Origin of the sequence: Streptomyces dysideae, from assembly GCF_001514305.1 — a bacterium.
GTDB classification, from domain to species: domain Bacteria; phylum Actinomycetota; class Actinomycetes; order Streptomycetales; family Streptomycetaceae; genus Streptomyces; species Streptomyces dysideae.
In genome coordinates, this window is sequence record NZ_KQ949097.1 from 1 (window position 1) to 12,309 (window position 12,309).

Sequence of the window (12,309 nt, forward strand, 5' to 3'; positions counted from 1 at the left end):
GCTGCCGGTACCGCAGGCGGAAAGGGCGGTCGCGGCGGCGACACCCGCCGTGACCCCGCCTATTCCTCGCAGGAACAGTCTGCGGTCTATCCGGGTATCTGTCATGGTGTGCCTCCTGGTGGTGCTTGCCGCGAGAAGGGGAGCGGCTTGGGACGGGGGAAGGGGGAAAGGGGGCTTGAAGGGGGGCTAGTCGCGGGGACCCGCCTCGTCGGATCCGGCGCCCGTACCGGGGGTCCGGAGGGTGTCGAGGCGCGCGGCCGTGTCGGGGTCCCACGGGACGGCCAGGGCGGCGAGTTCGGTGCCGGGGGCGACGGTGAGGCCGTGCATGCCGTAGAAGATGCGCCCGCGGGCCGGGGCGTGGACGGTGTGCTCCGTACCGTCGGCCGGGTCGACGATGCGGCCGAGGAGGTCGCCCTCGGCTACTTCGCCGATGACGTCGGCGTCGAAGGAGAACTCCGGGTACCACAGGCCGGTGACCTCGGCGGTGACGCCGGCGGACCAGACCCACTCGCGGATCGGGGCCGGGGCGGAGCCGTTCTGGTCGAGGACGCCCAGGTGGCGCAGTGCCGTGAGCAGACCGTCGACGCGGCGGAGGGCCGTGGGCTCGTCCCGTTGCCCGAGTGAGCCCACCTCGACCAGGACCGCCGAGATGCCCCGGCGGGCGGCGGCCGCGTGGCTGTTGCCTCCGTCGGCGTTCAGTCCGAGGATGACGTCCTCGATGCCGAAGGAGCCCGCCAGTTCGGCCGTGGCCTTGTCGAGGTCCGGGTCACCGGTGAGGCGGTAGCCGACGAAGTCCCGCAGGAGCTGGTCGATGCCGCCGCAGTGCAGGTCGACGTAGACGTCGGCACCGTCGACCAGGTGGGCGAAGAGCCAGGCGGCCAGCCGCTCGGTGGGGCCGCCGGCCGGGTCGCCGGGGAAGACGCGGTTGAGGTTCACGCCGTCGACCGGGGAGATGTTGAGCCGGCCCTGGTACACGGCGGGCGGGTTGGCAACGGGGCAGATGATCGCCTGCCCGTGCATCTCGCGGGGGTCCAGCGTGTCAGCCAGTCGTACGACGGCGTCGACGGGCGTGAACTCGCCGCCGTGCACACCCGCGGTGATGACGACCCGGGGGCCGGGGCGGGAGCCGTTGACCAGGGTCAGCGGAATGTCCGTGGTGAGGGTGCCGAGGTCGGCCCGGACGGTGCCGCGGGCCTTGGTGCCGGGCTCGGCGTGCAGGGCGCCGACGGAGAGGGTGGCGTCGTTCATGGTCATGCCTCCGTACGGCCGACGGTGGAGATGAAGTCGATGGGCTGGGGCGAGGTGCCGTCCAGCGCCAGGTCGGCGGCGATGTCACCGAAGGCGGGCGCGAGCTTGAAGCCGTGGCCGGAGAAGCCGGCGAGCAGGATCACGTTCTCGGCGCCGGGCAGCGGGCCGACCAGCGGACGGCTGCTCTCGGTGTAGCCCTCCATGTAGACGGAGAGTCGGGTCGGGTCGGGGTGCAGGTCCGGCATGTGACGCCCGATCAGCTCGGAGAAGATCTCCAGCTCTTCCGGCCGCACCGTCCGGTCCAGCTGGTTCGGGTCGCCCGCCGGCTGGTGCAGGGTGCGGGAGAGACCGAGCTTGACGGAGATGCCGTCCGGGGAGGGCAGGCCGTAGCAGTGGGTGGGCGCGGTCCGGATGAACGCCGGGCGCTCCTCGCCGAACCAGGCCTCGGGGGTGGTGGGCACGTACCAGGCGCTGACCAGCCGCCGGACGTCCACCTCCCACGGAAGGTCGGGCAGCAGGTCGTTGACCCAGGGCCCGGGGGTGACGACGGCGGTGTCGAAGCGCTCGCTGCCGGCGTCGGTACGGATCTCCACGCCGCCCGCGACGGGGACGATCTCACGGACCGTGCTGTAGCGGTGAATCACGGCGCCCAGCTGCTCGGCGCGGCGGGCGGCGGTCTGGATGGTCAGCTCCGGGCGGATGAAACCGGCGCGGCGGTCGAGCACGGTGGCGTCGCCGTCCTCGATGCGGTACTGCGGGAATCGCTTCGCGAGAAGCTCGGCATCGAGCACCTCGTGGTCGAGGTCGTGCTCCGCGATGGACTGCAGGACGGTGGCCATCTGCTGGTGCTCGGTCGGCCCCATCAGCAGACACCCGGTCAGACGGCGCAGCTCACGGCCGGTCTCCTCCTGGAGCTGCTCCCACAGGACGTCGGCGTGCTTGAGCAGCGGGACGTAGCGGGAGTCCTCGAAGTGCGCGCTGCGGAAGATCCGGGTCTCACCGCCGGCGGCACTGCGGTCGTGGCCGGGGGCGTACCGGTCGTAGCCGACGACCTCGGCGCCGCGGGCCGCCAGCCGCCAGGCGGCCTGGCTGCCCATCGTTCCGACGCCCACGACGGCGACGCGCTTCCTGGCAGCTGACACAGGACTTTCCTTTCGTATCGCCGAGGCGCATGCTGGGCGCCCGACGTGAGACTGATCGATTCGAGGTGGTTTGGACGGGGGCCGGGCCCTTTCTTCGGGCCCTCGGCTCACAGCCGCCGTGGCTCGCGATGTCGGCCCACTTCTTCGGAATCTCTTCCATTGGACCGTGCCACATTGTGGAACGCTGTGCTAGAATCTGGCACAGACAATGACAGTGGCTCGGACGGGAGTCAAGAGGGTGTTCATCGGAAATTCCGAGGATCAACAGGGGGAAACTGGATGGAAATGAAGAGCGTGACCAGGTCGCTGCGCATCCTGGAGGCGGTCGCCCAGCATCAGCCGGTCACCGTCGGGGAGTTGACGAAGCTCTTCGGCCTGCCGAAGTCGACCGTGCAGCGCACCCTGGTCACCCTGGCCGAGGCGGGCTGGCTGCGCGCGAACCGCAAGGACACCACGCGCTGGGAGATCGGCGCCCGGGTACTGGCCGTACGACCCGCCGCCCTCCAGGGCTCCAGCCTGTTCGCCGCCGCCCGCGAACCCATGATCCGGCTTCGGGACGCGGTGAACGAGACCATCCACCTGTCGGTGCCCGACGCACTGCAGTGCATGGTCGTGGTGGACCGCGTCGACTGCGACCACCCCGTACGGACCTTCCACACCATCGGCGACACCTCGCCGCTGCACGCCACCGCCGTGGGGCGCGCGATCCTCGCCCAGCTTCCGAAGCGGGACGTCGAGGAACTCATCGCCCAGGGCCTGGAGCGCTTCAGCGACACGACCCCCGCCGACCCCGACGAACTGCGCGCCGAGCTGGACCGGATCCGCACCGATGGCTACGCGACCAACCGGAACCAGTACCGGCCGGGCGTCTGCGCCCTCGCCGCCCCCGTGCTCGACGAGAGCGGGACACCGCTGGCCGCCGTGGCGGTCTCGATGCCCGACTCCCGGTACGACGCCGACCGGGTGCCCGAGTGGGGCGGCCTCGTCGCCGGCACGGCAGCGGAGATCAGCGGGCGCCTACTGGGCGCCTAACGGAAGGCGGCGGCCCAGGGGGCCCCGGACCGGCAAGGGCCGGCTTGCACGCGTCGGAGCGTGCGGGCCGGCCCTTGCCGTACGTCAGGGCAGACGTCGCCCTGGGGCCGACCGGGGGAGGTCTCGGCCCCAGGACGGCCGCCCCGCGCGGCACGGCGGGGCGGGGCCAGGGCGCTCCCGCCGTTCATCGCCATGAAGGTCATCGGACCCATTCCGCCTCCATGCCGTATTGTGGAACGCCGTGCTAGAATCCGGCACGGATCATGCCCTTGACTCCGGCAGGGGGTCAAGAGGTGAGCACGACGAAGCCACGCGACTGACGGGGGCCCCGGATGGAAATGAAGAGCGTCAGCAGGTCACTGCGCATCCTGGAGGCGGTCGCCCGGCATCAGCCCGTGACCCTGGGTGAGCTGACGAAGCTCTTCGGCCTGCCGAAGTCGACTGTGCAGCGCACCCTGGTCACGCTCAACCAGGCGGGCTGGCTCCGGGCCAACCGCAGGGACACCACGCGCTGGGAGATCGGCGCCCGCATCCTCGCCGTACGACCCGCCGCCCTCCAGGGCTCCAGCCTGTTCGCCGCCGCCCGCGAACCCATGATCCGGCTTCGGGACACGGTGAACGAGACCATCCACCTGTCGGTGCCCGACGCACTGCAGTGCATGGTCGTGGTGGACCGCGTCGACTGCGACCACCCCGTACGGACCTTCCACACCATCGGCGACACCTCACCGTTGCACGCCACGGCCGCCGGGCACGCGATCCTCGCGCATCTCCCGAATCCCGAGGTCGACGAGTTCGCGACGGGCACGTTCGAGGGGTACGGCGAGGAGACCATCACCGACCCCAAGGAACTGCGCACGGAGCTCCAGCGGGTCAGGGAGCGTGGCTACGCCGTCAACCACAACCAGTACCTCCAGGGGATCTGCGCCATCGCGGCACCCGTCCTGGACGGTGACGGCGTCCCACTGGCCGCCGTGGCCGTCTCCCTGCCGGACTCCCGCTTCGAGCCCGGCCGACTCGCCGAGCTGGGGCAACTCGTGACCGAGACGGCGGCGGAGATCACCGCGCGCCACCTGCGCTGAGGGCGGCGGCTTCGGGCCGGCCCACGGCGAGGCCGACCTGACCCCGTACCCGGCCAGGAGGACGGAGCGGCCGGGCACGGGGCGGCCCGCGGTGCGCGATGCGGCGTATGTCAGGGCAGGACCGCCGTCATCGCACAGGCACCGCGAGGTACTGGTACTCCAGGAACTCGTCGATCCCGACCCGGCCGCCCTCGCGGCCCAGCCCGGACTGCTTGACGCCGCCGAAGGGGGCGGCCGGGTTGGAGACGAGGCCGGTGTTGAGGCCGACCATGCCGGCCTCCAGACGCTCGCTGACCCGCAGGGCGCGGTCCAGGCCCTCGGTGAAGACGTAGCCGACGAGGCCCCAGGGGGTGTCGTTGGCCCGGCGGATCACCTCGTCCTCGTCGTCGAAGGTGAGGATCGCCGCGACCGGGCCGAAGATCTCCGTGTCCATCAGGCGGCTGTCGGAGGCGACGTCCGTGAGCACGGTCGGCGGGTAGAAGCAGCCCGGCCCCTCGGGCGTACGGCCGCCTACGAGCACCCGCGCGCCGCGCTCCACAGCGTCGGCCACCAGTTCCTCGACCTTGCCCCGTCCGGTCCTGTCGATCAGCGGGCCGACGTCGACGCCGTCCCGGGTGCCGGGGCCCACGACCAGCGCGCCCATGCGCTCGGCCAGGCGGCGCCCGAACTCCTCCGCCACGGAGCTGTGGACGAAGAAACGGTTGGCGGCGGTGCAGGCCTCGCCCATGTTGCGCATCTTGGCGACCATCGCGCCGTCGACCGCCTTGTCCAGGTCGGCGTCCTCGAACACGATGAACGGCGCGTTCCCGCCCAGCTCCATCGAGGTCCGCACGACCGCCTCCGCGCTCTGGGCGAGCAGCAGGCGTCCGACGTTGGTGGAGCCGGTGAAGGAGAGCTTGCGAATCCGCCCGCCGCGCAGGAGCGGTTCGCACACCTCCCCCGCACGGGAGGTGGTGACGACGTTGAGCACGCCGTCCGGCAGCCCGGCCTCCTTGAGGATCGCGGCGAGAGCCAGGCTGGAGAGAGGGGTCTGCGGGGCCGGCTTGAGGATCATCGTGCATCCGGCGGCGATCGCCGGGCCGATCTTGCGGGTGCCCATGGCCAACGGGAAGTTCCACGGGGTGATCAGCAGGCAGGGGCCGACCGGGCGGCGGGAGAGCAGCATGCGGTTGCGGCCGTCGGGCAGGACGCCGTGGCCGCCCTCGATACGCACGGCCTCCTCGGAGAACCAGCGGAAGAACTCGGCCGCGTACGCCACCTCTCCCCTGGCCTCGGCCAGCGGCTTGCCCATCTCGGCCGTCATCAGGTGGGCCAGCTCATCCGTGCGCTCGGCGATGATCTCGTACGCCCGGCGCAGGATCTCGCTGCGGCCCCGGGGCGCCGTACGGGCCCACTCCTCCTGCGCCCGGACGGCCGCCTCCTCGGCGCGCTGGGCGTCCTTGGCGCCCGCGTCGGCGACGTGGCAGAGGATCTCACCGGTCGCGGGGTCGTCCACGGGCATGGTGGCGCCGTCCGCGGCGTCCGCCCAGGCCCCGCCGATGAACAACTGCGTGGGGGTGTCGGTCATGGGGTTCCTCCTGGTTGATCTGCGGTGGGGTCGAGCAGCTCCGCGAGGTGCAGGGCGCGGATGCCCCGGTCACCGGCGAGGTGGTCGATCTGGGTGGCGCAGCTGAAACCGTCGGCCACGACAATCGTCGGCGTGGCCCCGTCGATGGCTTGGATGTCGTCGAGGCGTGGCTTCAGAGCCAGGTCGGCGACGGCCATCGAGGTGTCGTAGTGCTGCGCCTCGAAGCCGAAGTTCCCGGCGAGTCCGCAGCAGCCCTCGGCCTCGTCGACCTTCCGTACGCCGAGGCGGCCGAGCAGATCGCGGGGATGGCGGCCCTTGAAGGTGGCGTACTCGTGGCAGTGGGTCTGCAGGACGACCTGGTGCGGCAGCTCCGGCGGGGTCCAGTCCGGCGCGGCCAGGTCGGTCAGGGCGCCGGTGAGGGTGTGGACGCGGGCCGCGACGCGCTGGGCGGCGTCGGTGCCGAGCAGTTCGGGCACGTCACGCTTGAGGGCGGCGGCGCAGCTGGGTTCGGCCACGATGATGGGCCGGTCGTCGCCGTTGTCCAGGTGGGCGACCGTACGGGCCATGATGCGGCGGGCGGTGGACAGCTGGCCGGTGCTCACCCAGGTCAGGCCGCAGCACAGGCCGTCCTCCGCCGTGCAGGGGATGCCGGCGTCGGCGAGCACGCGGCTCGCGGCGCCCGCCACCTCGGGGCGGAAGGCGCGGGTGAAGCTGTCGACGAAGAGCAGGGCCTTCGCCGGTTCGCCGGTCCTCGCCTTGCGCAGGGCCCGGCGAAGCGCGCGCCGGGAGGCGAAGGCCGGGATCCGGCGCTTCGTGGTCACGCCGCCGAGCCGGGCGAGCAGCTTGCCGACGGGGCCGCGCAGCAGCGCGTTGATCGGGCGGGCGGCGAATCCGGCGAGGGCCGAGGTCAGCGGCAGCCAGCCCAGCGAGTAGTGGGAGCGGGGCCGGATCCTTCCCTTGTAGTGCTGGTGCAGGAACTCCGCCTTGTAGGTGGCCATGTCGACGCCGACCGGGCAGTCGCTGGAGCACGCCTTGCAGGACAGGCACAGGTCGAGGGCGTCGCGTACCTCCGTCGAGCGCCAGCCGTCCTGGACGAGGTCGCCCCGCACCATCTCCTGGAGCAGCCGGGCCCGGCCCCGGGTGGAGTCGGTCTCCTCCCCGGTGGCCCGGTAACTGGGACACATCACGCCGCCCGCGTCGCTGCGGCAGCGGCCGACGCCGACGCAGCGGCGTACCGCGCCCGCGAAGCCGTCCTCGTCGTGCGGGAAAGAGAAGAGGCTCTCGACGGGCAGCACGTCGGAGGGCGTGTGCAGCGCGAGGTCGGCGTCCAGTCGGGCCGGGGCCACGATGACACCGGGGTTGAGCAGCCCCTCGGGGTCGAAGATCTCCTTGAAGGCGGCGAACGTCTGGATCATCCGGTGGCTGTACATGACCTCCAGCAGCTCACCGCGAGCCCGCCCGTCCCCGTGCTCGCCCGACAGCGAACCGCCGTGCGAGACCACGAGCGCGGCCGCCTCGCCGAGAAAGCGGCGGGTCGCGGCCCGGCCGGCATCCGTGGCGAGGTCGAAGTCGATGCGCACATGGACGCAGCCCGCGCCGAAGTGGCCGTACAGCACCCCGGTCAGGCCGTGGGAGGCCAGCAGCTTGCGGAAGTCCCGCAGGTAGGCGGCCAGGTTCTCGGGCGCGACCGCCGCGTCCTCCCAGCCCGGCCACGACTCCCCGCCGTCCACCAGGCGGGCGGCGAGCCCGGCCCCGTCCTCTCGGACCCGCCACAGCGAACGCCGTTCGGCAGGGCTTTGAACGACCCGTCCGCCGGTCATCCGGCCCTGGGCCTTGAGCACGTCGAGCAGTTCGGCGGCACGGGCGTCGACCGCCGACTGGTCGTCACCGTCGAGTTCGACGTACAGCCAGGCCCGCCCCTCGGGCAGTCCGGTCACGGAGTCCGGGCCGCGGCGGGCGCGCATGGTGGCGACGATGGCCTCGTCCATGCCCTCCACGGCGGTGGGATTCCAGCGCAGGATCTCGGGGACGTCCTCGGCGGCGTCGACGACGTCGTCGTAGCCGAGCGTCAGCAGCGTGGAAGCCTGTGCGGTCGCCACCAGGCGGACCGTCGCGGCGGTGACGACCGCACAGGAGCCTTCGGTGCCCACCAGAGCGCGGGCCATGTCGAAGCCGTATTCGGGCAGCAGGTGGTGCAGTTGGTAGCCGGAGACCTGACGGGGAACGCGGCCCAGCTCGGTGCGGATCGGCGCCAGGTTGGCTTCGATCAGACGTCGGACGTCCGCTCTGAGGCGGGCGACACGCCGGACCGCGTCCGTGTCGTTCAGGTCGGCCGCCCGCAGGCCCTTGCCGTCGGCGACGGCTCGCACGCCGTCGGCCGTCACGATCTCCAGCGCCTCGATGTGCGTACTGGTACGCCCGTGCCGCACGGACCGGTTTCCGCAGGCGTCGTTGCCGATCATGCCGCCGAGGGTGCAGCGGCTGTGCGAGGAGGGGTCGGGGCCGAAGGTGAGCCCGTGCAGGGCGGTCGCGCCGCGCAGCGCGTCCAGGATCACCCCGGCCTCGACACGCGCGGTGCCCGCCGCAGGGTCGATGTCCAGGATCCGGTTCATGTACCGGGAGAAGTCCAGCACCACACCCGGTCCGACCGCGTTGCCCGCCATGCTGGTGCCGCCGCCTCGCGCGGTGATGGGGACGCCCGCCTCCCGGCAGGCCCGCAGCACCGCGCACACGTCGTCGGCGCTGCGGGGGAACACCACGGCCCTCGGCGGGACCCGGTAGTTGGAGGCGTCGTAGGCATAGGGACCGGCGGAGCCCGGGCCGGTCTCCACCCGCAGGCCGGGAGCGGTCTCGGTGAGCCGCGCGACCAGCGGCTCCAGGGCCGTGGTGGTGTCCGTCATCGCCGTGCCGCTCCCGATGTACCGGCCTCGACCGCGGTCGCCCACGCCTGGAGGCCCGCGTCCACCGCCGTCTCGTCGATGACGAGCGCCGGGATCATCCGTACGACCTGGTTCCACGCGCCGCACAGCAGCAGGAGCAGGCCCTCGTCGATCGCGGCGCGCTGCACGCGGGCGGCGGTCTCGGGGTCGGGGCTGCCGTCCTCGGTGACGAACTCGGTGGCCAGCATCAGACCCAGGCCGCGTACGTCGCCGATGCCCGGCGTGCGGTCGGCCACCGCCTCCAGGCCGTGACGCAGCCGCTTGCCCATGGTCTCGGCGTTCTCGACGAGCTTCTCGTCGCGTACGACGTCGAGGGTGGCGACGGCCGCCGCGCAGGCCACGGCGTTGGCGCCGTACGTGCCGCCCTGCGAGCCCGGCCACGCCTTGGCCATCAGCTCCTCGGAGGCGGCGATGCCGGACAGCGGAAACCCACTGGCCAGGCCCTTGGCGGTGACGAGGATGTCCGGGGTGACGCCGAAGTGGTCGTGGCCCCAGAAGCGGCCGGTGCGGCCGACGCCGGTCTGCACCTCGTCGAGGATGAGGAGGAAGCCGTGGCGGTCCGCACGCTCTCGCAGTCCTTCCATGAACGCGCGGGTGGCGGGCACGTACCCGCCCTCACCGAGCACCGGCTCGACGATGATCGCGGCCGTGTCGGCGGGCGAGGAGATCGTCTGGAGGGTGTAGTCCAGCTCCTTCAGGGCGAAGCGGGTCGCGGTCTCCTCGTCCCAGCCGTAGCGATAGGCCGACGGGAACGGGGTGACGACCACACCGCTCATCAGCGGGGAGAAGCCGGACCGGAAGCGGGTGCCGGACGTCGTCATGGAGGCGGCGGCCACCGTACGGCCGTGGAAGCCACCGTGGCAGACGATGACGTTGGGGCGGCCGGTGGCCTGGCGGGCCAGCCGCAGCGCGGCCTCGACCGCCTCACTGCCGGAGTTGGTGAAGAACAGGCTGTCGAGCCCGGTCGGCAGGACTTCGCCCAGCTTCTCGACGAGCTGCCGCAGCGGCTGGTGCATGACGGTCGTGTACTGGCCGTGCACCAGCGTGCCCACCTGCTCCTGCGCCGCCGCCACGACCTTCGGGTGGCAGTGCCCGGTGCTGGTGACGCCGATGCCGGCGGTGAAGTCGAGGTAGCGGCGGCCGTCCTCGCCGTAGAGGTGGACGCCCTCGCCCCGGACCGCCACCACGGGCGTGGCCTGGCGAAGGTGCGGCGACAGTGCGGTCATGTTCGTCTCCCGGCCTCGGTGTTCGGTCTGCTGCGGTATCCCGAGCATCTCCGCGGACCAGGGGTGCGCCAACGTACGATCTGTCCGGCCGGGCCGCGACATCCGGACGTTGTGTCAGCCTCATCGCGGGCATGCCGGGTGCCGATCGCTCACGGACCGCTCTTGCGCAGGTCAGCGACGCTTGTCACAGTGGCCGGGCCCTCCCGGGCGCTGAGCCGTGCTCGAGCAAGGGACCCCATGGAGACACCGTGAACGACAACCACCCGGCCGACCATGGGCCCACCCGCGCAGTCACCGTCGCCGACGTCCTGGCCCTTCCCGTCCTGGCCGCCGGACAACCCCAGGTCGTCACCGGTGTGCCCCACCTGGGCCGGCCGGTCAGGTGGGTCCACATCACCGAACTGACCGACCCCGCGTCCTTCCTCAAGGGCGGCGAACTCGTCCTGACCACCGGAATGCCGCTCCCGGAAGACGTGGCCGGCGTGCGCCGGTACGTCGACGAACTCGCCGACATCGAGGCCGCGGCGCTGGTCATCGAACTCGTACGTCGCTATCACCGCCCGCCGGACGCACTCGTCGACGCCTGCCGCCTGCGGGGCCTACCCCTCGTCACGCTCGCCAGGGACGTCAACTTCCTGGAGGTCACCCAGGTCGTGCACGCCCTCCTACTCGGCAACCAGGCGGACGCGATGCGCCGCACCCAGCGCATCCACGAGGCGTTCACCGCCCTGACCCTGCGCGGTGCCGGCCCGGAGGACGTGGTGCGTGCGGCGGCGGAGATGTGCGGCCGCACGGTCGTCCTGGAGAACCTGGTGCACCAGGCACTGATCTGCGAACCGTCCGGAGGCACGGTCGAGGAGGCGCTCACCGGTTGGGAACAGCGCTCCAGAGCCACCGGGGCCGACGACCACACGGCGACATGCGGCCCGGCGGGCTGGCTCACCGCACCCGTCGAGTACCAGGGCGAGCGCTGGGGCCGTGTGGTCATGCTCCCGCCCCTCACCGACGGCCCCGCCTTCGGGCCGGAGGACATCACCGTGCTGGAGAGGACCGCGATGGCACTGACCGTCGCCCGCCTCATCCATCCCACCCCCTGGGAACGCACCGCACACCGAAACGCCCTGCGCGACCTGGTCGACCAGCGCCACCGCTCAGCCGAGGACGCCCACGCCCGCTGCGCCGCACTGGGCCTGCCGACCGACCGAAGCCGGTTCGTCGCGACCCTGGTGGACCTCCGCACAGGCAGAGGGGAAACCGAGCCCGAGACCCGCCTGTTCCAGGAGCTCCGGACGGCGGGCATCCCGGCCCTCGTCGGCGAGCTGGCCCCCGGTCGCCTCGGCATCCTGCTGGCTCTGCGTCCCTCCCAACCCTGGCGCCCCATCGTCGAACGACTGTGCAGCACCGCACTGAGCCTGGCCCCGCAAGCAGTAGTGAGCGTCGGCTCGGAGATCACGGACCTCTCCGACACCGCCCGCTCGTTCCGCGAGGCGGCCCGCGTCGCCGAAGCCACCCCACCCGGCCAGCCCCTCCCCCCGGACCGGTCCTTCCACGAGCTGTCCGACATCGGCCTGCACCGCCTGCTGTACGCCCTCCGCGAGGACACCCGGATCCAGGAGTACACCGAACGACAGCTCGGCCGGCTCATCGACCACGACACCCAGCACGGCACCGACCTGCTGACGACCCTGCGCCATTACCTCGACGCGGCCGGCAACAAGACCACCGCCGCACGCCGGGGCGGCCTCTCCCGCGAAACCATGTACCAACGCCTGCGCACCATCGAGCGCCTCCTCGCCTGCGACCTCGAATCCGGCGAACAGCGCACCGAACTCCACGCGGCTCTCACGGCGCTCGATGTGCTGCGAGCCCACTGACGTGGAACGAGCTGCGGCCTCGGCAGCGCTGCTCCAACCACCGGCCTGACCGGACGCGGTGCTGTACGGCGGGGCCAGTGTGCTGACCCGGCACGACCGGGAGCCGATCCCGGGCCGGGCACGATCGTGGGCGTCGAACACAGCGACCAGACATGGGATGTTAATGGGTCGGCGCCGGAGAGGGAAAGAGCGGCGAGCA

8 protein-coding genes are annotated in these 12,309 nt (G+C 72.0%); 3 read left to right on the forward strand and 5 right to left on the reverse strand.

Annotated features, from left to right (window positions below; translation table 11 throughout):
- Nucleotides 1-186: 186 nt before the first annotated feature.
- Entirely contained in the window at nt 187-1,248 is a 1,062-nt protein-coding gene (locus AQJ91_RS30150) for a succinylglutamate desuccinylase/aspartoacylase family protein (protein ID WP_234383075.1), read from the reverse strand.
- Between the two features lie 2 nt (nt 1,249-1,250).
- Nucleotides 1,251-2,390: an N-methyl-L-tryptophan oxidase gene (gene solA / locus AQJ91_RS30155; protein WP_067027821.1), complete on the reverse strand. Its 1,140-nt coding sequence runs from the start codon at nt 2,388-2,390 to the stop codon at nt 1,251-1,253.
- A gap of 285 nt (nt 2,391-2,675) precedes the next feature.
- On the opposite strand from solA, the gene AQJ91_RS30160 reads away from it, so the two are divergent.
- Both AQJ91_RS30160 and AQJ91_RS30165 read left to right on the forward strand, forming a co-directional pair.
- Nucleotides 2,676-3,422 carry an IclR family transcriptional regulator gene (locus tag AQJ91_RS30160; protein WP_067027822.1) on the forward strand — a complete coding sequence of 249 codons (747 nt, stop codon included), beginning with the start codon at nt 2,676-2,678 and terminating at the stop codon, nt 3,420-3,422.
- A gap of 338 nt (nt 3,423-3,760) precedes the next feature.
- Nucleotides 3,761-4,504 carry an IclR family transcriptional regulator gene (locus tag AQJ91_RS30165; RefSeq protein WP_067027823.1) on the forward strand — a complete coding sequence of 248 codons (744 nt, stop codon included), beginning with the start codon at nt 3,761-3,763 and terminating at the stop codon, nt 4,502-4,504.
- Between the two features lie 127 nt (nt 4,505-4,631).
- Here AQJ91_RS30165 and AQJ91_RS30170 read toward each other — a convergent pair whose 3' ends face one another.
- From AQJ91_RS30170 to AQJ91_RS30180, 3 genes are read right to left on the reverse strand one after another with little or no spacing between them, the layout of a single operon-like run.
- Nucleotides 4,632-6,071 carry an NAD-dependent succinate-semialdehyde dehydrogenase gene (locus AQJ91_RS30170; protein WP_067027824.1) on the reverse strand — a complete coding sequence of 480 codons (1,440 nt, stop codon included), beginning with the start codon at nt 6,069-6,071 and terminating at the stop codon, nt 4,632-4,634.
- Entirely contained in the window at nt 6,068-8,971 is a 2,904-nt protein-coding gene (locus tag AQJ91_RS30175) for an FAD-binding and (Fe-S)-binding domain-containing protein (RefSeq protein WP_067028030.1), read from the reverse strand. The genes AQJ91_RS30170 and AQJ91_RS30175 overlap by 4 nt, the downstream gene beginning before the upstream one ends.
- Nucleotides 8,968-10,236, reverse strand: a complete 1,269-nt coding sequence (locus AQJ91_RS30180) for an aspartate aminotransferase family protein (RefSeq protein ID WP_067028029.1) — start codon at nt 10,234-10,236, stop codon at nt 8,968-8,970. The genes AQJ91_RS30175 and AQJ91_RS30180 overlap by 4 nt, the downstream gene beginning before the upstream one ends.
- A 248-nt stretch (nt 10,237-10,484) precedes the next feature.
- On the opposite strand from AQJ91_RS30180, the gene AQJ91_RS30185 reads away from it, so the two are divergent.
- Entirely contained in the window at nt 10,485-12,110 is a 1,626-nt protein-coding gene (locus AQJ91_RS30185; protein WP_067027826.1) for a PucR family transcriptional regulator, read from the forward strand.
- Nucleotides 12,111-12,309 lie beyond the last annotated feature (199 nt).